Genomic DNA, 23,596 nt, shown 5'->3' on the forward strand with positions numbered 1-23,596 from the left:
AGAGCTGCTATCGCTGGTGCCTCGCTGTCACGTACCCGCCGCGGCTCCGGAGGGTTGACCCCTTTTTCCAGACCTTGCTGGTCCTGGTCCGGCCAGATGGCAGCGCAGGGCCTGCTGGCGAACTTGCGACGACGACCGCCATGGCCAGCAGCATCCATCCACCGATTTGCCATTGGCTGGGCTGAGCGAACACGGCCGTGATGGCGAACATGACGAATGCAAGGAGCCCCCCGAGGTGACGGACAGCGGCGGATCCGATCGCGAAAAGCGCGCACGTCAGTGCTATCGCGAGACCAACATTGTGCGAATATGCAACTATCAGGTTGATGTTTCCCAATGACGCCGAGGATCTACTGCCCGCATCGACGATACCGCGATCAGTGGCTGATTCAGCCGCGATACCGGCCTTATAACTGAGCAAATAGACGACCAGGGGGACCGCAATCATTGCGACCACCGAAGCAAGTATGATCGCAGCAGCCGGGCGTCGCTTCCTGGCTGCAAGGTGCGCCAGACCGAAGCCGAGTAGCCCTGCTCCAATCGCGATTAGTGTCCCTAGCGACTGCGTGAAAGTGGCCGCGACAATGACGGCGCCGACGGCGAGTGCTCTTAGGCGATTGTCGAGGCGCGTCACGGCGATCAGAGTGATGATCGGAATAAGATAGTACACTGCGAGGCCAGGCTCACCAACGAGCGGAGCGAATCGCCGCGACCCTTCAATAAATGGCGGCCCGGCGGTCGCCAATGTGAACGGCATGTAGAATTCGATCTGCCTGCTACCCAAAGTTGATGAGCCGATTTCGTTCCCGGCAAATCCAAACACTAGAGTAAGACCGTATGAGCACGCAAGTGGAGCGATAATGCAAGTGATCCCGCGGACTGTGGCTGCAACAAACTCGACTCGCGAGATGGCTAGTAGGGCAACGGCCCCCGCAATCACATAGACTAGAGCAAAATACACTCCGCCGGCAAAACTGATGCCGACGGCCAGCGCAATGAAACACAGGCCATACAGGATCGCAGCGGTCGCTTGGGTCCTGGACGAGGGCCGATATGTGAGCGCGATTGCGGCGAGGCCGGCCAGCGCGACGAATGTTCCCAATAAAGAACTCTCACCGAGCACTCCAGGAGGGATTAGAAAGAACAACAATGCCGCTAGAATTCCCCGCGCACCGACCATGCCCTGCACAAGCATAATGCCAATAACAAGGAGCATAGTCACTAACCCCCATAGCGGCTCACCGGTAAGCACGGCCAATAGGGCACCGAGGATCCCGGAGGCTATGGAATATACGCCGACAACAGCTACGCGTTGCGAGTTCCGATGGCGTAAGTCAGTAGGTCGCGACAACCGAGCATATGGCTGTGGCTCCGCGCGCTCAGATCTCAACGTTCTGCACCAACCTTGCAACTCATCTGCTGTCCAGCCGGAGCGCGCAAGTCGCTCATCACACTGCTTGAGGTTGGGAAAGCCATCGATGGGTATTCGATCGCTACCCGCAGCATGCTGTAAAGCCGGGGAATAGGTGCGTCGGCTTCCGCCTCCCCATATGCGGCTTCATTCTCTGGCTCGACCATTCTCTCTTCGATATGCCGCCCTCATACAGATGGCGAGCGACGCAAACACACCGAGTTGTAGTACGCAATACGCGACCGCCGCACCCTCGGCGCCCATGGTCGAGCCAAGTGCGACCACCAAGCAGAGCTGCATGGCTACCGACCCTACTAATACATACGCAACCATATCTTCATGTGCCCTGGACTGAAGAAAGGACGCAAGTGGCTGGTTCAATGTTGTAAGTACTGTGCCTGCGGCAAGCCACCGCAGAACGGGGGCGGACCCAGCATATTCTTGACCAAGCAACATTTCAACGACCTTTGGTGCAACTAATATGATGACGCAGCATGCCGCAATTCCGAGGGCCAGTACCCAAGCGGCTCGCATCACATGTTGCCGGGCGGATTTCCAATCCGTCGCCCCTGCGACAAAAGGCGCGGCGGCAGATGAGAAGGCTGTAGCGAGTAGTCCCATGGGCTGCGTCCACCTATTGACGCCGCCATAGATGCCCGCTGCGGTGGCTCCCGCGACGGCCCCCAGTATGGGCAGATCAAACTGCTGAGCGCTTAGGGCAAGGGAGCTGAGGCCATAGTGGCGTGTTCCCCGCCATGGATTTGCAAAGCCGCGACCCGTTAGACGAAGTCTCGAATGGCGGGCCTGGATTGAGTATGCCACCACGGCCATGCTAATGCTTCCTACTGCCAAGGAAATCCAGAGCGACAGCTGCGTCGACGCGCCCGAAAGCGTTAGCAAGGCAAATACCGCAACCGCTACCAGTCTCTCTAAGACCAGCAGGAGAGCCACTGTACCGCCTCGCTTCGTGGCCCGCAGGGGCACAAGCATTGTCTGGCTTGCAGCCACCGCGAACAGGATCGCTCCAGCGATACTCAACGTGGGCTGGAACCAAGCGACAGTTATGCCCCACGACGCAGCTACGAGAGCGCCAACCGCGAGCTTCGTACGGACTCGCGCACCCAGATCGGAAGGGGCTATCGCGTTTCGTGATAGTTCCCTCATCCAAAACGCGTTGGTGCCGAGGTCCAGTAGACCAGCGCCGGCAGTTCCAATGGCCACCGACGTAACAACGACGCCGAAGTCAGCCGGTGCCGTCCCCCGCGCCGCGAGGATGTAAACGCCCGCCACCAAGAGTTGCGCCAACCCCGACGCGAATGCGAGCATCACAGCTTGGGCGCCAACTGAGCGTACACGCTGGTGCCGGGGGGGATTTTGCGCCGTGGCGACACGACCCGAACTACGCACGTGAACGGGCGCGTTGCCGCCATTACCCAATTTGTGTCTCCCCTTTACCGCCGAGGCTGGCATCACAGCGAGCGAGGTCCGCGCAGACGAACGGGCTGTTCACAGGAGCGCCTCCGCGAATTGTCGAGGATCCGGAAGATCAGCTGGCTTTGGTCTTTCGCTCGATAGCACTTTGGCCATGCCCTGTGCCAGCGACTTGACGGAGAGTGGCACCCATCTCGCGTGACTGGGCATCGTCCTTGCGTCGGTGCGTAGAGACCGAGCACCGGCCGCAAGGACACGAGTTCCGGCGACCAGTGCCTTGCCGAATAGCCCGCTCGGTCCTTCGTTTGAGTGAGCGAGCACCAAGCAGTCGCTCGCCACCACGTACTCGTCGAGCTCACTATCGGTCAGTAAGCGATTGTCTATCACCAGTCCGACGCCCATTTGCGAGAACTGGGGAATAAGGTCTTGGAGCCTCGCGAGCACGGAAGGCTGGATCTTCCCAGCCACCACTAGTCCCACTTCCCGGGATGGCAGCGCCAGCAACGCTTGGGCCACTAAGTCGGCGTTCTTGCGTTCAGTCACGGCTCCAAGAACTGCGAACCAGAACCTACCTGGGTCGAGCCCTCGCTTCGACCGAATTGCAGGGCGATCGAGCGGCAACACGGTGATTGAGATCGGGTCGCCGACGGTCCTGCCCAACCGGCTCGGGGCGATCCAACTGCTTCTCAAGATCGTAACGCTTACTCTGGGTCGCGCCGATGCAGCCGCGACCAGCGCTCGACGAACTATCCTGCGAGCGAGGTCCAACAACCTGCGCCCATGTCCCTGAGCGGTGGCACGCATTACTAGGAGGGACAATCGTGCATCGCTTGCCCATCGGGCACCGGCCCCAAGCCTGATTGCAAGCTGGTCGCCGTCTGGAACAACTATGAGTTCGGCGGAGGACTGATGTGCTAGTGACAGCAACCCACTAATGGTGGTGGAGGATGTCCTGAGGATGGTTCCTAGATCGACACCGGAGAGGTGCGTCTTGTACTCATCCGTGTCCTCGACACCAGGTCGGAGCGCGACGCTGAATTCACGCTCGAGTTCCACCGCACGCTCGACTATTAGGCGCACATAGAGCAGTCGATGGCCGCTGGGATTTGGCTCAACGACCAAAATTTTGCCGGTGCCACGCATGCCGGTCGGCCTCATCGTTGTCCCGATCGGCCTAGCTGACTGATTGGGCACGGACAGCGCTCAATCGCAGGGGCATGTCTCTGCAGCGGCATTTCTTCTCCCGTGAAACCCTGGACACGCTGGGACGTCATGGCACTGTAGCAGCGCTCCGCTGGCCCCAGCTCGCGCTGTCCCCGCACCCCAGGCAGGGCCCCGGCGAAGTCGTTAGGTGAGGGCGAGTGGGCGGATGGTGTCGCGGGCGTGGTGGCGGTCGGCGGCGGCGATGTTGGTGATGCCGGCGGCGTGTAGTGCGCCGATGGCGGGCGGATGGCGACAGTCCGTGTCCGTCATCTCGCAGAACGCGGTTCGGACGCTGCGGCAGCTCCCCTCACACGCTTCTCAGGGCCCTGACAGGTGTCAAGACCCGTGACACATCCGTCAGGATTTTCATTCGGGCCTAGTACTCCAGCGTCACTTGATCTTCCGGCTGGCGTCGTGAGCGAGTCTGCGCTGGTAGTGGGATTGTCGGGCCCGGGCTTGGGGGATGTTCGTCGCCAGATCGACCAGTGCAGGGTTTGCTCTGGCGGTAGCGGTGTGGCGGGGACGAAGGCGTTGAGGGAATCGGCGGATCTCGGCGACGGTCAACGCGATGATCTCTGGGTCGGTGTCGGGCTGCTGGGCGGCGAGGGTGGCCAGGACCGCCAGGGTGATGAACCGGTGCCAGCCGGTCCAGCCGCGGACTTGGTAGTGGTCCAGGCCGACCTGGCCTTTGCCGATCTGGAACAGTTGTTCGATGCTCCAACGGAGCCGGCGACACGGACGAGGGGTGTGTAGCCGCACCGGGAGGGGTGACCAGCACAGGTAGAAGGCCAGCTCGCCGGTGGTCCGGTTCCGGCGGATGAGCAGCCGGCGGCGCTCGTCCGACCGGGTGGCGGTGGTGACCCAGGCCCACATGTCGGCGTACGAGTTCGGAGGCTCAGGTAGGTACGCATGAACGTGCCCAGGTTGTAAACGTCCGATGGGCTCCGGGCCGTTACTGTCCGCGTTGGCGCGGTCCCCACCATGGCAGCAGCGGCGGAAGGCCGCACGATCTTCGGTTGACCTCACAAACCATCGATGATCAACGCAGTGGCCGTCCTCATGCCCACGCCACGCCCAACGCCGAAGCCAAGTGACGTTGGAGTACTAGGCGCCGGTGCGCCCGCCGCATGGGTGACCGACGACGAGGTCTGCGGCACCCACCCCGGCCTGCGCGCCGACCTGGAGCACCGCGGTATCGGCTACGTCCTGGCCGTCGGCTGCGACCGACGCGTGCACGTCGACGACCGCACCCCCATCCAGGGTCGGGTAGCCGGAGGAAGGTTTACCCTCCGGTTCTCAGAGATCCCGGCGTGACAGTCTCCTGTCACCGGGCTTTGCATCCTGCTCACCACGGCGAGCGCGAGGATCCGGCAGATCGGCCAGCGCTGCGAGCAGCCCAGCAGCGGTTTCGGGCACGGTGACCGCCGGTGGACCGGACAAGGACGAGATCAGCGATGATGGCAGGGCGGGCATGACTTACTTCGGACGATCAACAAGGCGTAGCAACCTCGATGATCATCTGAACGGTCATGCCCGCCCTGTTACCACCAGCAAGCGTGCGTCTACACCAACCACATCAAGCCGGGCACTGCACGACTCTGCCGGGACCCTGCACCCTCATCCGCGTCGACGACCTCGCCGACCGGATACCCACCGCGAACTATGGGGGGCCCGTCGTCTAGTGCGGTCGTTTGCCGATACCATCAGTCGCTCCGCTGTGGTTCACAGGGGGGAACGGAAGGCAGGGCGTCGTGGATCTTGTTGTGCTCGGGCTCGGTTACGTCGGGCTCCCACTGGCTCAGCAGGCGTTGCGAGCAGGCTTGTCGGTAGTTGGCTACGATGTCAACATTGATGTCGTCCGTGCGCTCAACGATGGCAGCTCTCATGTGGACGACCTCTCGGACGCAGACATCGCCGAGATGCTCCGCCATGGTTTCCGCGCCACCACGGATCAGTCCGAGATCGGCACCGCCGAGACTGCGGTTATTTGCGTTCCAACGCCGCTGTCGGAGGACGGTGGGCCCGAGCTAAAAGCGGTCAAAGCTGCGGCCCACTCCGTGGCCCGGAGCCTACGCGCCGGGATGCTGGTGGTATTGGAATCCACGACCTACCCGGGAACCACGGACGATGTCGTCCGCCCCATCCTTGAGAAGTCCGGCCTCACCGCAGGTGTTGACTTCTTCCTCGCGTTTTCTCCGGAACGCATCGACCCAGGGAACGAGCACTACGGCACGCACAACACGCCGAAAGTTGTCGGTGGCGATACCCCAGAGAGCACGGACCGAGCAGCCGCGTTCTACAGCCGCTTCATAGAAAAAGTTGTGCGGGCCAATGGTACGCGGGAAGCAGAAACCGCCAAGCTGCTAGAAAACACGTACCGCCACATCAACATTGCCCTCGTCAACGAGATGGCCAGGTTCTGCCACGAGCTAGGCATCGACCTGTGGGACGTCATTAACGCCGCATCCACTAAGCCATTCGGCTTCCAGGCGTTCTACCCGGGCCCTGGCGTGGGCGGCCACTGCATCCCAATCGACCCGAACTACCTAAGCCACAACGTGCGAGCAAAGCTGGGGTACCCGTTCCGGTTCGTAGAGTTGGCGCAGGAGATTAACGCCACGATGCCCTCGTACGTTGCGAGCCGTGCGCAAAACATCTTGAACGACGCCGGCCTCGCGATGAACGGTGCGTCTGTTCTGCTGCTCGGCGTAACATATAAGGCCGATATCGCCGACCAGCGCGAATCACCCGCGACGCCCCTGGCCCGTCGACTTGCAGCCTTAGGCGCGAAGGTTACTTACCATGATCCGCGGGTCGAGCGGTGGAGCGTTTCAGGCTTCGAGGTCCCCAAGGTGAATGATCTCGAAGGTGCAGTCGCCTCAGCAGACCTTGTCATCCTTGTTCAGAATCACCGCGAGTACGAGGCGAATCGACTAGCTGAAGTTGCCAAGCGGTTTTTCGATACACGGGGCGTCACCTCCGGAGAGAAGTCGCACCGACTGTAGCTGAACCAAGGGACGTGCCGAGTTTTAGGGCCTGTGTCGAAGTCGGCGGTGACGTCTAAGCTGATGTGACCGCTCGGCGTGTCGGAAATCGAGATATGGCTACTTCGTCCAAGGCGTTCTGGTCGGTGGTTCGGAAGTCGAAGGTGCTCTTGGGGAAGTACTGGCGGAGTAGTCCGTTGGTGCCGCGTTGCCAGGGGCTGTGCGGGTCGCAGAAGTAGCGGGCAGCCGGTGGCGACGGTGAACACCGGGTGGGTGGCCATTTCCCCGCCCTGGTCCCAGGTCAGCGAACGGCGCAGGTGCGCGGGCATCCGGGCGGCCAGGGCGGTGAGCTCACCGATGACGGCTTCGCTGTCGCGGCCGTGGGGCAGGGTGCCGAGCATCACGTAGCGGGTGGCTCGTTCCACCAGGGTCACGATCGCTGAGGCTCCGGCCTTGCCGATGACCAGGTCACCTTCCCAGTGCCCGGGCGCCGCCCGGTCGGTGGCCTCGGCCGGTCGGGTGCTGATGTGCAGGTCCCCGATCCAGGGCCGCCGGCTGCGTACGGCACCCGCGGCAACGTGTACCCACCCCCAGCTTCGACGGCGCCCGTCGCCGCCTGACCGCATCAGCCCGCCGCTGAGCCCACTGCGCCTGATACCCCCACCGATACGCACGGCGAGCCCGCCCCGGCGACAACGACCGCCCGAGCAGGTTCTTCGTCCCGTGCCGCGCACTGTTGTTCCGCGCCACCTCCCGCGACACCGTGCACACCGGCACCCCGAGAAGCCCCGCGATCCGCGAGATCGTCCGACCCGAGGCCCACAAATGCTCCAACACCTGCCGATGCCCGAACCTCAACACACCCGGCCTCGCCACCAGCACCCCGAGCCCAACCAAGATCAGTTGCAACTGAAGCCTAGAAACCACCAGCCTCGTCCGGACGCTGCCCGCAAGATCGCCGATGAGCAGGTCGAGGCGGTGATCGTGAAGACCCTGGAAGAGGCGCCGATCAACAACGACACGCACTGGTCGACCCGGTCGATGGCCCAGGCGGTCGGGTTGAGCCAGACGGCGGTCTCGCGGTTCTGGCGGGCGTTCGGCCTCAAGCCGCATCTGGTGGACACGTGGAAGCTGTCGGACCACCCCCAGTTCATCGAGAAGGTCCGCGACGTGGTCGGGTTGTACCTAGACCCGCCGGACAAGGCGATGGTCCTCGCGGTGGATGAGAAGTCGCAGATGCAGGCCCTCGACCGTAGCGCCCCGGTGCTGCCGATGATGCCAGGGGTGCCCGCTACGTCCGCTACGGCACGACCAGCCTGTTCGGCCGCCTTGGACGTGGCCGACCGGTCAGGTGGCGTTCACTCCACTCGACGGGTCCGCATCGGGCGGGAACGGCTGCGGCAGCTCCTGCACCGACACCGGATCACCTTCCAACGGACCAAGGCGTGGAAGGAGTCCACCGACCCGCACCGGGACGCCAAGCTCGCCCGGGTCGAGTACATCAGCAGCCACTTCCCGCAGCGGGTCCTTCGACGAGTTCGGGCCCCTCGTGAACCGCCCCCAGGCCGGCACAGGGTGGGCACTGGCCGGGCATCCCCACCGGCTGCCCGCGAACTACCACAAGCTGCACGGCGTCCGACAGTTCCACGGCTGCTACAGCGTCGGCGACGGCCAACTCTGGGGCGTCGTCCGACGGCGCAAATGCGCCGCGAACATCCTCGCCGCGCTCAAGTCGACCCGGGCCGCGCGTCCGGACGGGGCGCCGATCTACGTGATTCTGGACAACCCGTCCGCGCACAAGGGCGCCAAGATCCGCAGGTGGGCGGCACGGAACAAGGTCGAGCTCTGCTTCACCCCGACCTACGCCTCCTGGGCCAACCCGATCGGGGCCCAGTTCGGGCCGCTACACACCTTCGTCATCGCCGGCTCGAACCACCCCAACCACCCTGTCCTGACCCGGAAATTGCAGGCCTACCTGCGCTGGCGCAACGACGCTCGGGGCAACCCGCCACCCGCGCAGCCTGACCAACACCGCGAACGTTCGTGGTCACGGCACTGGCCATGCTCGCCCTGGCCGCCCTGACCATCCTCGCCACCACCACCGCGCAGCAGCCGACGCCGACCCGGAGACCATCGCCTGACCGTCCCGAGATCCGCCGACTCCTCAACGCCCTCGTCCTCGCCCTACCGCTACCACCCGCCCACACCCCGCACTGGTCGACCTGGCGACGAACATCCCAAGCCCGAGCCCGACGACCGCACTACCAGCGCAGACCCGGTCACTACGCCAGCCGGACAATCAAGTGACGTTCGAGTGAGCGGACATTCACCCCGGACGAACATGCCGCGTTTGGCCACGCTCGTGGAACTTGTGACTGCGCAGGCTGGCCGGATCGGTGACTGCACTCTGACCGGTCGGGTACGCTCGCCGCTCATTCGGCTGGCGCTGGGGCTGCCATCGGCCGAGCATTTGCCTAACCTGTTCACGCCTGCCCTGCTCGGACTTGAGAAGAACTCTCACTGCAGCTTAGATCTGAAGTGAGCGACGCTGGCGAAGCGGAAAGACTGAGGGGTATATGTCAGACGTGTTAAATCCGCCCGCCCCAGATTCAACCGAACGTAAGACTCGCCACCGGCGTTCCTTGAAGCGCTGGCAGAAGGCGCTCATTGTCCTTCTCACGCTCGTGCTGATTGGCGGAATCTGCGGCGGGGCCGGCTCCCTCCTGCTGGTCGGCCGCTATGAGGGCAAGACCCACCACGAGGACATCCTCGGGCCGGTCGCCGTGCCGAAGGACGAGCAGCGCTGGAAGGCGGGGCCCCTCGATCTGCTGCTGCTCGGCAGCGACAGCCGGGAGGGCACACCTGACGAAGGCAGCGTCGCCGGCCAGCGGTCGGACACCATCATGCTGGTGCACCTGAGCAAGAACCTCGACCGCGCCACCATCGTGTCGATCCCGCGGGACAGCTACGTCTACGTCCCTCCGGCCAACGGCTGGCGCGGTGGCATGAACAAGCTGAACGCCGCGTTCGCCTTCGGCGGCGCACCCCACGCCGCGAAGACCATCACCCAGCTCACCGGAGTGAAGTTCGACGGCGCGCTGATCGCCAACTTCGCCAGCATCAACAAGATGGTCGACGCGGTCGACGGCGTACGCGTCTGCGTCCCGTACACCGTCGGGTCGAGGTCCTCTGGCAAGGTGTGGGAGAAGGGCTGCCACCAGCTTGACGGGGCGGCCGCCGAGGAGTTCATGCGGCAGCGCAAGACGGTGCCGGGCGGGGACTTCGGGCGCATCCACGACCAGCAACTGGTCGTCAAGGCCATCGCGGAGAAGGTCGCCGCCGATGGCATGCTGCAGAACCCTTTCCGCCTAGATGAGCTGCTGGCGACAACCGCCGACGCGTTGACCATCGACAAGTCACTCGACCTGCAGGAGTTGGCGTTGGTCGCACGGGGCATCAAGCCCGCGAACATCAAGTTCGCGACGGTGCCGTACACGAGCGCCAGCCTTAAGACCCACGCCGGCTCCGCGGTGAAGCTGGACGACGCGAAGGCGAAGGAGATGTTCGCCGCGATCCGCGACGACACCATTCAAGAGTGGCTGGCCGCCCACCCCCAGAAGGTCCCCGGTAGCTGATCGGAGCCGGGTCCGATTGCTGACCCGCTCCGCCGAGCCGGCAGCCCCGCAACCACCAGCGCCGCCTGCCCGCCGGCCCCGATGCCAGGGTGTCCCCGGCGGCCCGAGCGCCGCCGCGAGGAAATTCGCGTTGGGACCGGGCAGCCTCCGCCATCCAGTTCTAGCGGTGGGGCGGCGATCGCGGCGGGCAGGTTCTGCACCGTGAGCATCCACACCAGGCCCAGCCCCACGGGCAGGGCCACTGCCCGCAACGCATTGGATCGGCCGAGTAGCCGCACGGCGCCCACGGTGGGGCGTACCAGGCCAAGCAGCATCCGGAGGGCGCCGGTCTTGCCGGCGCCTTCGAATCGAGGAAGCCGTACACCTCGCCGGCCCGCACGGTCAGGTCGAGTTCATGCACGGCGGTCAGGCCTCCGTGCCGCTTGCTGAGCCCTTCGGTCTGACTGGCACGTTCATGCCCTGACGGTGCCGGATGGCGGAGCCCTTCGATGTCGGCCCGACAGCGGCTCCCTCAATGGGGCCAGGGGCATTGCCTCGGCTCCGGTGCGCCCGGACCACGCCCCGGGCCCACGTCAGCATGTCGCACCCGTCGTCCCGGCACTGCCCGCAGCGCCCCGTGACCCGGTACTCGCTCGGCTGCTCCCGGTGCGCCGTGATCACCCGCTTGGCCGTCCAGAGCACCAGGGCAGGCGTGATCGGTCCGTCATCCATGGGCACGGCTCCACCTCCAGAGAGGAGCAGGTCCGGGCACCGATCCCCGATCAGGTGCCCGGACCGCTATCGGAGGTCCCGTTGGTTGCCGACCGGAGGGACCCGCCATCGAACCTGCCATGGCTATCCATTGCTAGTCAAGCTCTCGCCATGGGTGATTGAGTAGGAGGTGCCGACCGGAGGGAACCACCAGTGCCACCGCAGTACGCCTACCAACGCGTAGCCGAGGACATGACGAACCGGATCAAGTCCGGGGAGTTTCCGCCCGGCTCACGCCTGCCCAGCCGTGCCGAGCTATGCGAGCACTACAAGGTATCCAGCTTCGTTGCCGACCGAGTCTTTCTGATCTTGAAAATGCAGGGACTCACGGAGTCGCTGCCCGGTGCCGGGGTGTACGTCAAAGAGAACGGCTAGCGGTGACAGGGAATCGGCCCGGACCTCCGGGTAGGGGCCGTTCGTCCGTGCCGGGTCAGGGTGCCGCAGACGTCTTGCTCTTGTCCACTTGGGCACGGGTGCCACTCCAGCCCGGCCAGGGCCGCAGCGGTGCGCTCGCGGCCCTGCCTGGCCGCCTCCATCCCTTTGCCTGCGATGCTGGAGGAACAGCTGCCCGGACGTGCACTGCTCCACGGTCTGCCGTACCCGATCGATATCGGCCAGGTTCTCCACCCCGACTCGTGCGCAGCCACCACGCGGTCCAGGCGTGCGAGTCCGGCGGCGGCCTGGCCGTGGAGGTAGGTCAACCAGGCCTCTCGGCGCTCGGCGATCCGCGCGGCCGCCTCGTGACGCACCCGGTCCACCGCGTCCCGGAGCCGTCCGCCACCGCCTGCGCGGCCAGGAGGGCTGGGTTGATGCGGCTGGCGGTCGCTAGGGGTTGTCATCGCTGCCCGGAAACAGGGGGCGAAGGCTGGACTGCGGCCGGCGCCGAGGCGACGACACCGCGGTACTGCGCGCGCAGCTCCTCCACCGCGTGGAGGTGGCCGGACGGCGAGGTCAGACGGCGGCCTCCATCAACTCCGCGATGACCCGACGGTCACTCCGACACCAACCCCGACTGGTACGCGAAGACCACCAGCTGAGCCCGGTCCCGGGCGGCCAGCTTCACCATCGCCCGGCTGACGTGGGTACGCGCCGTGGCCGGGCTCACCACCAGCCGGTCGGCGATCTCGGCGTTGCTCAGCCCCTCGCCCACCAGCCCCACCACCTCCCGCTCCCGGTCGGTAAGGGCGTCCAGCCGGGGATGCGGGCGGGGCACCCGGGCCGGCCGGGCGGCGTACTCCCGGACTACCCGGCGGGTCACCGACGGCGACAGCAGCGCCTCCCCCTCGGCCACCACGCGGATCGCCCGCAGCAGCTCCGCCGGCGGGGTGTCCTTGGTCAGGAAGCCGCTGGCCCCGTGCCGCAGCGCGTCGAAGACGTACTCGTCCAGCTCGAAGGTGGTCAGCACGACCACCCGGGTGCCGGCCAGCGCCGGGTCGGCGACGATTCGCCGGGTCGCCTCGATCCCGTCCACGCCCGGCATCCGGACGTCCATCAGCACCACGTCTGGGCGCTCGGCGCGGGCCAGCTCGACGGCGCGCAAGCCGTCGGCGGCCTCGCCGACCACGCTCAGGTCGTCCTCGCTCTCCACCAGGGCCCGCAGCCCGATCCGGATCAGGTCCTGGTCGTCGGCGAGCAACACCTTGATCATGAAGTCTCCTCCACCGGCAACGTCGCGTACACCCGGAAACCGCCGCCGGCGACCGGCCCGGCGCTGAACGCGCCACCGAGCGCGGTGACGCGCTCCCGCATCCCCGCCAGGCCGAACCCGCCGCCCGCCCCGGGCCCGGTCGCCGCGCCCCGGCCGGTGTCGGTCACCTCCACCGCGACCCCGGCGGGCGAGTACCGGAGCCGGACCGCTGCGGTGGCCTGCCCGGCGTGACGCAGCACGTTGGTCAACGACTCCTGCACGACGCGGTACGCGGCCAGGTCGACCGCCACCGGCAGCCGGCGGGGCTCCCCGTCGACCGTGACGGTCACCGGGACCCCGGCGCCCGTTAGCCGGTCGCGCAGCTGCGGCACCTGGTCCAGCCCCGGGGCCGGGGCCCGCTGCGCGTCCGCCTCGTCCCGACGGACCACGGTGAGCGTCACCCGCAGCTCGTCCAGGGCCTCCTTGCTGGTCCGGCTGATCGCCCGCAACGCGGTCTCGCCCTGCTCCGGCCGCTTCGCCAGCAGGTGCAGGGCGATCTCCGCCTGCATGTGGATCGCGGCGAGCCCGTGCCCGACCACGTCGTGCACCTCCCGCGCCACCCGCAGCCGCTCGGCGTCGGCCAGTCGGCGCGCCTCGTCGGTGCGGCTGCGTGCCGCGTTCTCCCGGCCCAACCGCACGGTGACCCCCACGGCGAAGGGCACCACCACCCAGGCGGCGGCCGGCATGAGCCCGACGAGGCCGGGCGGGCGCACCCCGACGAAGACGTGCGTGAGCAGCACGAGCAGCGCCACCCCGGCGGCCGACGCCGCGAGCCGCGCCGGCCGGTACGCGGCCACCGTGTAGACCGCCACGAAGAACGACAGCAGGATCGGGCCGTACGGGTAGCCGAGCACCAGGTACGCGGTGCTCGCCGCGGTGACCACGGCCAGCGTGGCCAGCGGCCAGCGCCGCCGGACGGCCACCGCGAGCGCGGCCACCACGACCAGCGGATAGGCGGCCGGCCCGGCCTCCACGCCCTGGTTGAGGCCGGCCGGCGCGGTGCCGGCCAGCCCGATCACCAGCAGGGCCAGGGCGACGAGGCCGTCCAGGAGCCGGCGGCCCCGGTCGCCACGCTCGCGGTCCACGTCCCCTCCCCCCGCCCCGCCCCGCCTCAGCCGATGTCCCGTCGGCGCAGCAGCACCGCGCCGACGGCCGCGAACCCGACCAGGTACGCGGCCACCACCACGGCCGCCTGCCCGCCGCCGACGGTGGCCGCCACCCCGGGGGTGTCCCCCGGCGCGCCGAGCGCGGCGGCCAGCGACCCGGCGTTCGGCCCGGGCAGCCCCTCCTGCGCCTTCGCCACCCAGTCGACCAGCGGCGCGGCGATCGCGGCGAGCAGGTTCTGCACCGCGAGCATCCACACCAGGCCCAACCCGACCGGCAGCGCCACGGCGCGCAGCGCGACGGCGAGCACGGCACCGAGCATGGCCCACATCGTCGCGATGAGCCACCCCGCTCCGAGCCCGGTGAGCAGGTCGCCGGCGGACGGCCAGGTCACCGGCTGCGCCTCGGCGGACGCGATGAGCACGCTGGCCACCGCGCCGACCGCGAACACGGCGAGCACCACGGCCAGCGCGGCGGCGGCGAGGGCGAGCAGCTTGCCGGCGTACACCTCCAGCCGGGTGGGGCCCTGGGTGAGCACGGTCTTCCAGGTGCCCCAGCCGTACTCGCCGCCGACGGTGAGCACGCCGAGGATCAGCAGGATCGAGCCGAGGAAGACCGGCAGCCCGCCGAGGGAGTTGCCGACCAGCTGGTCCGGGAGCAGGGCGGGCAGCGTCCGGTCGGTGTTCGGCCCGTCGGTGCCGCCCGCGATGCCGGCGTACGGGAAGACGTAGGTGAAGATCAGTGCGAGCACCAGTGTGATGGCCAGCAGCAGCCAGCTGGCCGGCCGCCGGACGAGCTTGACCGTCTCGGCGAGGAAGCTACGCGACATCGGCCGTTCCCTTCTCCACGAGGTCGAAGAAGACCTGTTCCAGGTCCCGTTCCCGGGGGCGCAGCTCGCGTACGGCGAGCCCGGCCCCGACCAGCTCGGTGTTGAGCCAGGCGGCCCGGTCCGGGTCGACGGCCAGCTCCAGCCCGCCGTCTACCACCCGGACCCGCTCGGCGCCGACCAGTTCCCGGGCCCGGTCGGCCGCCTCGTCCAGCGGGTCGGCGAGCAGCCGCAGCCCGGCCGCGCCCCGCAGCTCGGCGACGGTGCCCTCGGCGACCAGCCGGCCGCGGGCGATCACCCCGACCCGGTCGCAGATCTGCTCGACCTCGCCGAGCAGGTGGCTGGAGACCAGCACCGTGCAGCCGGCCGCGCCGAGCCGGCGGATGAGGGTGCGCATGTCCGCCATGCCGGCCGGGTCGAGGCCGTTGGTGGGCTCGTCCAGGATCAGCAGGCGGGGGTCCTTCAGCAGCGCGGCGGCCACGCCGAGCCGCTGCTTCATGCCCAACGAGTAGCCGGCGTAGCGGTCGCCGGCCCGGTCGGTGAGGTCGACCAGGTCGAGCACGAGCGCGACCCGGTCGGCGCCGACCCCGGCGTAGCGGGCCAGCACCCGCAGGTTGTCCCGGCCGGAGAGGTACGGGTAGAAGGCCGGACCCTCGATCAGCGCCCCGACCCCGGTGAGCCGGCCGGCGGCGGGCGGGCGGCCGAGCAGCCGGACCGTGCCGGCGGTGGGCCGGACCAGCCCGAGCAGCATGCGCAGGGTGGTGGTCTTGCCGGCGCCGTTGGGGCCGAGAAAGCCGTACACCTCGCCGGTCCGGACGGTGAGCTGGAGGTCCTGCACGGCGGTCAGGCTGCCGTACCGTTTGGTGAGCCCTTCGGTCTGCACTGGCAGGTTCATGCCAGGAAGACTGCCGCCCGGCGAGCCCGCGGACGTCGTCCCCGAAGCGACTCCGGTGGTACGCCGCGGAACGTACGCCGGGCGGCCCGGCCTACCGGCCTCCGCCGACGATGACCTCGCGGATCGTCCGCAAGATGATCTTGACGTCGAGCCAGAGCGACCAGTTCTCGATGTAGTAGTTGTCGAACCGCGCCCGATCGGAGATCGGCGTGTCCCCCCGTAGGCCGCTGACCTGGGCCAATCCGGTCAGTCCGGCGGGGACGCGGTGCCGCCAGGCGTAGAGGGCGTGCTCGGCGGAGAAGAGCTCCACGAAGTGGGGGCGTTCCGGGCGCGGGCCGACCAACGTCATGTCGCCGCGCAGGATGTTCCACAGTTGTGGCAGCTCGTCGAGGGAGGTGCGCCGCAGGAAACGGCCGACCGGCCCGACCCGGCTGTCGTTCGCCACCGACCAGGTGGTCTGCGACTCGGTTTCGTCGACCGGGCGCATCGAGCGGAACTTGAGGACGGTGAACAGCTTGCCGTTCCGGCCGACCCGCTGCTGCCGGAAGAACACCCCCGGCCCACCCTCGATCCGCACGGCCAGCGCGCAGACGGCCATGACGGGGCTGAGCAGGATGAGTGCCAGGGCACTGAAGACGATGTCCACCGCGCGCTTGAGGGCCCACTGCCACCCGCTCAGCCTCGGCGGTCGGATGCGCATGACGGGAATCGCGCCGATGTGGTCAGGCCGCGGGGTCTGGGTCTGGAACTGGTGCATCCGCGGTACGACCAGGGTGTCGTAGGCCGACGCCATCGCCTGACGCAGGAGCGCGGCGAACCGCGACTCGGTGGTGTCCGGGTCGGCGACGATCAGCACGTCCGCGCCGCCACGGGCCATCGCCTCGGTCAGGTGGTCCAGGTCGCCCAGGTAGGGCACGGTGTTGACGGCGGGGTCCGACCCGCGCGCGTTGTCGACGAAGCCGACGACCCGCAGCCCGTACTGCGGATAGCGGGCGAGGACGTGCGCCAGGTCGGCCGCGACCGCGCCACTGCCCACCAGGATCGTCCGGTGGCCGACGATGTGCCGTCGGCGGCCGAACTTGATCGTCGACGTCGCGACGGCACGCCCCACGATCAGCAGACCGAGCATGACGAAGGCCGCGCGCAACAGGCTGCCGAAACCCGCGAAGCTCTCGTGCCGGATGGCGGCGATGAACGCCACGCTCCCCGCCGCGACCAGGAACCAGGCGACCAGCACGGGCAACTCGTCGAGAATGGACAGGTGCAGCCGGGACCGGTAGAAGCGACCGGTCGCCAGACACGCGATCGCCACCACAGCCAGGACGGTCAGGCCACGCACATGGTTCGGGTTGAAGGGCACGGGCGTCAGCAGGGCGAGGACGTCCATAGGCAGCACGAGCATCCACGCCCGGATGTGGCCTGCCCAGCGCGCGGTTCGCGCCGCGGGGGCCGGCGGCTGAGCCACCGGTAAGGTCCCGGACGGCACCCAGAGTCCCGGTCCCTCCCTTCCGCCAGTCGGCTGCTCCGGTACGGAGGGCACGAACGCCGACGGAAGATGCGACTTTGAGGTCACTTTTCGGTCTCCGAGGATGGTCGGTCGTGGTGTGGTGCCAGTCGGCAGCGGAACCTCAGCTCGCGGGGGTACGTCCGCACAGACCGCCGCGAGGCTCGGGAGATGATCGTTTGCCCTGGTAGCGGCGCGAGCCTACCTCCCAACTGAACAGTTCATGGGGACGATCCCACCCGCTGTTTGACCCGAGACAACTACCGGACAGACCCTGACCAACGACAGCCACCCCTAGCGATCAATCCACTACAGGCAGCAGTCGCGGGTGCTCCTCAAGAGTCGACGGCGGCTTCACCGGCCGATCGCCATCTTCATCATTAAGAGCGCAAATTGGGCGAAGAGCTGCGGTCGAGGGCGTCCCGTATGGCCGAACGGTTGACGGAGGCCAGCCGCCAGCGCCACGCCAGCGAGATAGCCGACTCCACTTTCGCGACGAGCGCCGGCGCGCACGGGCCAGCCGGGCCGATCGAAGGGGCCATCGAGGCAATTCCGAGCCCCGCTGCAGTCGGCGCCGAGGGTGGGATACGGGCCGCCTGCCGCCACCCGGCCCGACGCCCGTTTGTCGAGCGACCCCCGCGGCTAAGTCCCGCGACGTAGTCGGCCGGTCAGCGACCTCCGCCGACCAGCACCTCCCGGACCGTCCGCAGCAGGATCTTGAGGTCGAACCACAGCGACCAGTTCTCGATGTAGTAGTTGTCGAAGCGCGCCCGATCGGAGATCGGGGTGTCGCCGCGCAGGCCGCTGACCTGGGCCAACCCGGTGAGTCCGGCCGGGACCCGGTGCCGCCACGAGTAGTGCCGGTGTTCCACGGAGAAGCGTTCCACGAAGTGCGGGCGCTCCGGGCGCGGGCCGACCAACGTCATGTCGCCGCGCAGGATGTTCCAGAGCTGAGGCAGCTCGTCCAGCGACGTACGCCGCAGGAAGCGGCCCACCGGCCCGACGCGGCTGTCGTTCGCCACCGACCAGGTCGTCTGCGACTCTGCGTCGCTCGCCGGACGTAGGGAACGGAACTTCAGCAACTCGAACAGCTCGCCGTGCCGGCCGACCCGCTGCTGCCGGAACAGAACCCCCGGTCCGCCCTCAATGCGTACGGCCAGGGCACAGGCGGCGAGGAGCGGGCTGAGCGCGACGAGCGCCACCGCGCTGACGACGACATCCGCCGATCGTTTGAGGACCCACCGCCACCCGCTCAACTGGGGTGGGCGGATCCGCATCACGGGAATCGCCCCGATGTGATCCGGCCTCGGCGTGTCAGTCTGGAACTGGTGCATCCGTGGCACGACGAGGACGTCGTACGTCGTGGCCATCGCCTCACGCAGGAGATCAATAGACGGGCTGTCCGTGGTGTCCGGGTCGGCAATGATCAACACGTCGGCCTGGGCTCGCGCCATCGCTGCCGTGAGGCGGTCGAGGTTGCCGAGGTGCGGCAGGTCGCGAACTGCTTGGCCGGTGCGGTGCGGGTTGTCGACGAACCCGACGACTCGCAGCCCGTACTGCGGGTAGCGGGCCAGCACCGCGGCCAGGTCCGCAGCCACTGGACCACCGCCGACCAGGATGGTCAGGTGACCGACGATCCCCCGTCGGCGCCCAAACCTGATCATCCAGGTCGTGATACCTCGGCCCACGAACAGCAGGATGACCATGTACGCGGCGTCCCGAAGCAGGCCGCCGAGGTTGGCGAACGTGTCGTGCCGAGTCGCCATGATGACGGAGACGATTGCCACCGCGACGAGGAAACGACTGACGATCACCGGCGCCTCGTCAAGGATCGACAGGTGCAGGCGGGACCGGTAGAGACCACCCGAGGCGAGCAGGGCAATGGTCAGCAGCGTCAAGACACTCAGCCCGCGCCAGTGATCGGGATTGAAGGGCGCGGGCGCCAGCAGCACAATGACGTCCACGGGGAGCACGAGCATCCAGGCCCGGACGTGGCGGATCACGGGTTGCTCCGAAGACGGAGCCAATACCAACTCCCGGCGAGCCTCACGTAGTCGTCCAGCCGACGATTGCAAATCGACGGTGTCTGCATCCACCGATCCGCCCCAATGCTGCTCGGTACGCACTGCGGTCATTGGCCTTTCCTGCTGCCCGGACTTCACGTAGGTCCCCCACGAAGTGGCATTTCAGGTCTTGATCAGGCGCTATTGCGCCGTTATGCCAAGCGCCGCCGAAAGCTAGGTATGAGCGTCCTTCACGGCGGCGACGCTGAGCATAACTTAGGTAACGCACTGCGGCGCCAGCCGCAAAGGTGCTGGCAGGGCTGCCTGTTCGGGGGAGCAACCGTCCGCCCTACGTGGACGCATCGTCCGCTCGGGAGACAGATTCAAGCCAGTCCGGCGTGCCGACCCGTCAATTGGCCAGACAAGAAGGCCTGTCATTTTTCCGACAGACCCTTGCCGGAACTGTCGAGGATAAGGACCCCCGGTTCGTCGCGGCGCCGCAGACGAAGCAGGTCCGAACTGAGGGGCACCCTGCACGCCTGATGGAGCTGGGTTTACGGTCAGGCATCCGAACAGATTCATAGCCAATCGGTCGCGCTCACCACTCGTACGGTTGGCCCTGGCACTTCTCTCGGCCAGGCATTTGGCCAACTCGTTCCAAGCTCAGTGCACAGGCTTGATGTGACCATGACCGCGGGCTTGAATCGGAAAGAACAGGTGCCACAGACGAGTACTGAGGGGCTCAATGTCAGACGTCTCGACCCCGATTGTCCCGGGCATTTCTGAGCCCCAGCCGACCGCACGCAAGGGATCCTTGAAGCGCTGGCAGAAGGCCCTCGTTGTCCTGCTCACGCTCGTGCTCGTTGGCGGCATCTGCGGCGGTGCCGGCGCCCTGGCCGTGGTCAGCCGCTATGAGGGCAAGACCCACCACGAGGACCTGCTCGGCCCGGTCGCCGCGCCGAAGGACGAGCAGCGCTGGAAGGCCGGGCCACTCGATCTGCTGCTGCTCGGCTCCGACAGCCGCGAAGGCGAACCCGACGAGGGCCGCTTCTCCGGCCAGCGGTCGGACACGATCATGCTGGTGCACCTCAGCAAGAACCTCGACCACGCCACGATCGTCTCGATCCCGCGGGACAGCTACGTCTACGTCCCGCCGGCCGGGGGATGGAAGGGCGGCATGAACAAGCTCAACGCCGCTTTCGCCTTCGGCGGCGCCCCTCATGCCGCGAAGACCATCACCCAGCTGACCGGGGTGAAGTTCGACGGCGCTCTGATCGCCAACTTCGCCAGCATCAACAAGATGGTCGACGCGGTCGACGGCGTTCGAGTCTGCGTCCCCTACACGGTCAGGTCGACGTTCTCGAAGACGGCCTGGGAGAAGGGCTGCCACGACCTTGACGGGGTGGAGGCCGAGGAGTTCATGCGGCAGCGCAAGTCCGTGCCGGGCGGGGACTTCGGGCGCATCCACGACCAGCAACTGGTGGTCAAGGCCATCGCGGAGAAGGTCGCCGCGGAGGGCATGCTGCAGAACCCGTTCCAGCTGGACGACCTGCTATCCACCGCTGCCGAGGCCCTGACCATCGACAAGGCCCTCAACCTGCGGGAGTTCGCTCTCGTCGCCCGGGACATCAAGCCCTCGAACATCAGGTTCGCCACCGTGCCGTACACCAGCGCCAGCCTGAAGACCCACGCGGGTTCCTCTGTGAAGCTGGACGACGCCAAGGCGAGGGAGATGTTCGCCGCCATCCGGGACGACACCATCCAGGAGTGGCTCGCCGCCCATCCGCAGAAGGCTCCCGGTAGCTGACCGGCGGACCGGGTCGCAAACCCGGCCTACACGGCGGCGAGGACGGCGGCCTCGATGCGGGTCCGCTCGGCGTCGTCGGGCCAGCCGCCGACCAGGTAGAACGCGTCCACCACGTCGCCGCCGAGGGTGGAGATCCGGGCGGCCCGCACCTGGGCGCCGGCCTCGTCCAGGGCGCAGGTGACCCGGTAGAGCAGCCCGGCCGCGTCGGCGGCGCGCAGCTCCAGCAGCACCGCGTCGGTGGCCGCCTCGCGGTGCCAGACCACCCGGGGCGCGGCGCCCTGGCCCCGCGCGGCCAGGGCCCGGCCGCGCAGCCGCTGGATGACCGAGACGTCGCCGGTGAGCGCGCGGCGCAGGTCGGCGCTGAGCGCGATCGGGTCGGGGGCCAGGCCGTAGCGCGGCTGCACCCGGCACTGCACCAGGGCCCGGCCGTCGACCGTGGCGGCGTCCGCGGAGATCACCTCCAGCCGGTGCAGGGCCAGGCAGCCGGCCACCGTGGCGAGCAGCCCCCGGCGGTCGGCCGCGGCCACCGACACCCGGTCCTCCCCGAGGTGGACGACCGGCAGCGGCCCGGCGACCAGCGCCGGGTCGGGGGCCGGCGGGGCGGGCACCACGCCGGTGTCCAGGGCGGCCCGCACCCGGGCAACCAGTTCGGCGACCAGCCGCCCCTTCCAGTCCGACCAGGCGGCCGGCCCGGTGGCCGCGGCGTCGGCCCGGACCAGGCCGTGCAGCAGGTCCAGGGTGGTGGTGTCGCCGACCCGCTCGGCGACCCCGGCGACGGTCTTCGGGTCGGAGAGGTCCCGCCGGGTGGCCACGTCGGGCAGCAGCAGGTGCAGCCGGACCAGCTTGGCGATCAGCGCCGCCTCGGCCGTGGGCAGCCCGATCCGGGCGGCCACCGCCTCGGCGAGGGGCGCGCCCACCGTGCTGTGGTCACCGGGGAGGCCCTTGCCGATGTCGTGCAGGAACGCGCCGAGCAGCAGCAGGTCGGGCCGGTCCACGTCGCGGGCGTGCCGGCTCGCCTCGTACGCGGCCTGCACCAGGTGCCGGTCGAGGGTGAACCGGTGCACCGGGTTGTGCTGGGGCAGGCTGCGCAGCCGGGTCCACTCGGGCAGCCAGCCGTCGACGAGGCCGTACCGGTCGCAGGTCTCCCAGGCGGGCACCAGGCCGGGGCCCGCCCCGAGCAGAGTGATCAGCGCGGCCCGGGCGGCCGGCGGCCAGGGCGCGGGCAGCGGCGGGCAGTACGCGGCCAGCCACTCGCAGGTGGCCCGGGCGATGGGCAGCCGCGTGGTGGCCGCCGCGGCGGCGACCCGCAGCGACAGGCTCGGGTCGGGGCGGGCGCCGATCGCCGTGCGGGCGAGGACCAGCTCGCCGTCCTGCTCGACCACGTCCCGGGCGACGGGGCGGCGCAGCGGCCGGCCGGCGGCGCTGCGGTGCCGGCCGGCGCGGAGCCGGTCGGCGGCCCGCCAGGCGTCGTCGAGGGCGTGGCTGACGGTCCGGGCGTCCCCGGCCACCCGGCGCAGCAGGGCGTCGCCGTCGACGGCTTCCGGTCGGGGCGCGGCGTCAGACGCGTCGAGCTGAGGTTGTCGCAAGCCCAGCAGGGCGGCGACGCCGTCGCGTTCCTGGGCGACCAGCCGGTCGATCCGGCGGCCGACCTGCTGGTGCAGGGCGTCGCGGGTGTCGAGCAGCCGCCGGTGGGCGGCGTGCACGGCGGGGCGGAGGGCGTCGGTGACGCCGGCGGTGGCGATGGCCCGGAGGATGCCGACGTCGCGCAGCCCGCCGGCGGCCTCCTTGAGGTCGCCTTCGAGCAGGAAGGCCAGCTCGCCGTGGGTCTCCCAGCGGGCGGTGGTGATCTCCCGCAGCCGCGGGAGCTGCCGGACGGCGGTGCGCCGCCAGTGGTCGGCGGCGGTGCGGACGAGCTGGTCGGCCAGCACCGGGTCGCCGGCCACGTGGCGGGCGTCGAGCAGGCCGAGGGCGACCTTGACGTCGTCCTGGGCCACCGAGAGCGCCTCGGCGACGGTGCGCACCGAGTGGTCCAGCCGCAGGCCGGCGTCCCAGATCGGATACCAGAGCGAGGCGGCGAGCTCGTCGGTGCCGGGCACCCCGGCGTGCAGCAGCACCAGGTCGAGGTCGCCGTGGGGCGCGCACTGGCGGCGGCCCAGCCCGCCGACCGCGACCAGCGCGATGCCCTCCCGGCGGGGGAAGATGCCGCGCAGCCAGGCGTCCAGGGCGTCGGCCCGGGCCGCGCGCGCCTCGGCGCCGATCCCCCCGGGTACGCCGGCGACCTCGTTGACCACGGGTGGGCCGTCCCCGGTGGGGCCGGTCGTCGTGGTCAACGAGGTCACGTCGGTCGGATCCGGCG

The 23,596-nt window shown here is 68.3% G+C and carries 17 protein-coding genes and 3 pseudogenes; 7 read left to right on the forward strand and 13 right to left on the reverse strand.

All coding sequences use genetic code 11. The features are described from left to right. Positions 1-7 precede the first annotated feature (7 nt). The 5 genes from ACFYPD_RS15180 to ACFYPD_RS15200 all read right to left on the reverse strand — a co-directional run bounded on the left by ACFYPD_RS15180 (position 8) and on the right by ACFYPD_RS15200 (position 4,918). The gene (locus ACFYPD_RS15180) at positions 8-1,189 is read right to left on the reverse strand and encodes a hypothetical protein (protein ID WP_387113165.1); all 1,182 of its coding nucleotides are present in this window, start codon (positions 1,187-1,189) and stop codon (positions 8-10) included. Positions 1,190-1,558: 369 nt separating this feature from the next. Then, positions 1,559-2,881 carry a lipopolysaccharide biosynthesis protein gene (locus tag ACFYPD_RS15185; protein WP_387113167.1) on the reverse strand — a complete coding sequence of 441 codons (1,323 nt, stop codon included), beginning with the start codon at positions 2,879-2,881 and terminating at the stop codon, positions 1,559-1,561. A gap of 36 nt (positions 2,882-2,917) precedes the next feature. Continuing rightward, positions 2,918-3,985: a hypothetical protein gene (locus ACFYPD_RS15190; protein WP_387113169.1), complete on the reverse strand. Its 1,068-nt coding sequence runs from the start codon at positions 3,983-3,985 to the stop codon at positions 2,918-2,920. Between the two features lie 204 nt (positions 3,986-4,189). Then, complete coding sequence (locus ACFYPD_RS15195; RefSeq protein WP_387113171.1) at positions 4,190-4,315, reverse strand: hypothetical protein; 126 nt, start codon at positions 4,313-4,315, stop codon at positions 4,190-4,192. Between the two features lie 120 nt (positions 4,316-4,435). Then, complete coding sequence (locus ACFYPD_RS15200; protein ID WP_387113173.1) at positions 4,436-4,918, reverse strand: hypothetical protein; 483 nt, start codon at positions 4,916-4,918, stop codon at positions 4,436-4,438. A 162-nt stretch (positions 4,919-5,080) separates the two neighbouring features. Here ACFYPD_RS15200 and ACFYPD_RS15205 point away from each other — a divergent pair, with 162 nt between their 5' ends. Beyond that, positions 5,081-5,359 carry a hypothetical protein gene (locus tag ACFYPD_RS15205; RefSeq protein ID WP_387113175.1) on the forward strand — a complete coding sequence of 93 codons (279 nt, stop codon included), beginning with the start codon at positions 5,081-5,083 and terminating at the stop codon, positions 5,357-5,359. Between the two features lie 437 nt (positions 5,360-5,796). After that, a complete protein-coding gene (locus tag ACFYPD_RS15210; protein WP_387113177.1) occupies positions 5,797-7,050 on the forward strand; it encodes a nucleotide sugar dehydrogenase in 1,254 nt (417 codons plus the stop codon). Positions 7,051-7,198: 148 nt separating this feature from the next. Here ACFYPD_RS15210 and ACFYPD_RS15215 read toward each other — a convergent pair. Beyond that, positions 7,199-7,556 (reverse strand): annotated as a pseudogene (locus tag ACFYPD_RS15215) (IS30 family transposase); the annotation flags it as partial. A 400-nt stretch (positions 7,557-7,956) separates the two neighbouring features. Here ACFYPD_RS15215 and ACFYPD_RS15220 point away from each other — a divergent pair. From ACFYPD_RS15220 to ACFYPD_RS15235, 4 genes and pseudogenes are all read left to right on the forward strand, one after another. Beyond that, positions 7,957-8,360, forward strand: a pseudogene (locus ACFYPD_RS15220) (IS630 family transposase); the annotation flags it as partial. Then, positions 8,326-9,112, forward strand: a pseudogene (locus tag ACFYPD_RS15225) (transposase); the annotation flags it as partial. The pseudogenes ACFYPD_RS15220 and ACFYPD_RS15225, both read left to right, overlap by 35 nt. Before the next feature lie 601 nt (positions 9,113-9,713). Beyond that, positions 9,714-10,664, forward strand: coding sequence for an LCP family protein (locus ACFYPD_RS15230; RefSeq protein ID WP_387113179.1), 951 nt, complete (start codon positions 9,714-9,716; stop codon positions 10,662-10,664). 903 nt (positions 10,665-11,567) lie between these two features. Beyond that, entirely contained in the window at positions 11,568-11,789 is a 222-nt protein-coding gene (locus tag ACFYPD_RS15235) for a winged helix-turn-helix domain-containing protein (protein WP_334450858.1), read from the forward strand. A 616-nt stretch (positions 11,790-12,405) separates the two neighbouring features. Here the strand turns inward: ACFYPD_RS15235 and ACFYPD_RS15240 are convergent. The 6 genes from ACFYPD_RS15240 to ACFYPD_RS15265 all read right to left on the reverse strand — a co-directional run bounded on the left by ACFYPD_RS15240 (position 12,406) and on the right by ACFYPD_RS15265 (position 19,565). Next, positions 12,406-13,062: a response regulator gene (locus ACFYPD_RS15240; protein WP_387113181.1), complete on the reverse strand. Its 657-nt coding sequence runs from the start codon at positions 13,060-13,062 to the stop codon at positions 12,406-12,408. Next, on the reverse strand, positions 13,059-14,186 hold the full coding sequence (locus ACFYPD_RS15245) for a sensor histidine kinase (protein ID WP_387113183.1): 1,128 nt from the start codon (positions 14,184-14,186) through the stop codon (positions 13,059-13,061). Before ACFYPD_RS15245 ends, ACFYPD_RS15240 begins: the two co-directional genes overlap by 4 nt. Before the next feature lie 26 nt (positions 14,187-14,212). Beyond that, positions 14,213-15,034, reverse strand: coding sequence for an ABC transporter permease (locus tag ACFYPD_RS15250; protein ID WP_387113185.1), 822 nt, complete (start codon positions 15,032-15,034; stop codon positions 14,213-14,215). Then, complete coding sequence (locus tag ACFYPD_RS15255) at positions 15,024-15,926, reverse strand: ABC transporter ATP-binding protein (RefSeq protein ID WP_387113187.1); 903 nt, start codon at positions 15,924-15,926, stop codon at positions 15,024-15,026. The genes ACFYPD_RS15250 and ACFYPD_RS15255 overlap by 11 nt, the downstream gene beginning before the upstream one ends. Positions 15,927-16,017: 91 nt before the next feature. Beyond that, on the reverse strand, positions 16,018-17,328 hold the full coding sequence (locus ACFYPD_RS15260; RefSeq protein ID WP_387113189.1) for a sugar transferase: 1,311 nt from the start codon (positions 17,326-17,328) through the stop codon (positions 16,018-16,020). 770 nt (positions 17,329-18,098) lie between these two features. Then, a complete protein-coding gene (locus ACFYPD_RS15265) occupies positions 18,099-19,565 on the reverse strand; it encodes a sugar transferase (RefSeq protein ID WP_387113407.1) in 1,467 nt (488 codons plus the stop codon). A 682-nt stretch (positions 19,566-20,247) separates the two neighbouring features. Here ACFYPD_RS15265 and ACFYPD_RS15270 point away from each other — a divergent pair. After that, positions 20,248-21,240 carry an LCP family protein gene (locus ACFYPD_RS15270; RefSeq protein ID WP_387113191.1) on the forward strand — a complete coding sequence of 331 codons (993 nt, stop codon included), beginning with the start codon at positions 20,248-20,250 and terminating at the stop codon, positions 21,238-21,240. 26 nt (positions 21,241-21,266) lie between these two features. Here ACFYPD_RS15270 and ACFYPD_RS15275 read toward each other — a convergent pair whose 3' ends face one another. Next, entirely contained in the window at positions 21,267-23,579 is a 2,313-nt protein-coding gene (locus ACFYPD_RS15275; protein WP_387113193.1) for a [protein-PII] uridylyltransferase, read from the reverse strand. Between the last annotated feature and the right edge of the window lie 17 nt (positions 23,580-23,596).

It is taken from the genome of Micromonospora sp. NPDC005299, from assembly GCF_042872345.1.
GTDB lineage: Bacteria > Actinomycetota > Actinomycetes > Mycobacteriales > Micromonosporaceae > Micromonospora.

Coding starts and splice junctions, on each gene's coding strand:
- ACFYPD_RS15185 (WP_387113167.1), bottom strand. CDS start 2,881: ATGCCAGCCTCGGCGGTAAAGGGGAGACACAAATTGGGTAATGGCGGC.
- ACFYPD_RS15190 (WP_387113169.1), bottom strand. CDS start 3,985: ATGCGTGGCACCGGCAAAATTTTGGTCGTTGAGCCAAATCCCAGCGGC.
- ACFYPD_RS15195 (WP_387113171.1), bottom strand. CDS start 4,315: ATGACGGACACGGACTGTCGCCATCCGCCCGCCATCGGCGCACTACAC.
- ACFYPD_RS15200 (WP_387113173.1), bottom strand. CDS start 4,918: ATGTGGGCCTGGGTCACCACCGCCACCCGGTCGGACGAGCGCCGCCGG.
- ACFYPD_RS15205 (WP_387113175.1), top strand. CDS start 5,081: ATGATCAACGCAGTGGCCGTCCTCATGCCCACGCCACGCCCAACGCCG.
- ACFYPD_RS15240 (WP_387113181.1), bottom strand. CDS start 13,062: ATGATCAAGGTGTTGCTCGCCGACGACCAGGACCTGATCCGGATCGGG.
- ACFYPD_RS15250 (WP_387113185.1), bottom strand. CDS start 15,034: ATGTCGCGTAGCTTCCTCGCCGAGACGGTCAAGCTCGTCCGGCGGCCG.
- ACFYPD_RS15255 (WP_387113187.1), bottom strand. CDS start 15,926: ATGAACCTGCCAGTGCAGACCGAAGGGCTCACCAAACGGTACGGCAGC.
- ACFYPD_RS15260 (WP_387113189.1), bottom strand. CDS start 17,328: ATGCTCGTGCTGCCTATGGACGTCCTCGCCCTGCTGACGCCCGTGCCC.
- ACFYPD_RS15265 (WP_387113407.1), bottom strand. CDS start 19,565: ATGACCGCAGTGCGTACCGAGCAGCATTGGGGCGGATCGGTGGATGCA.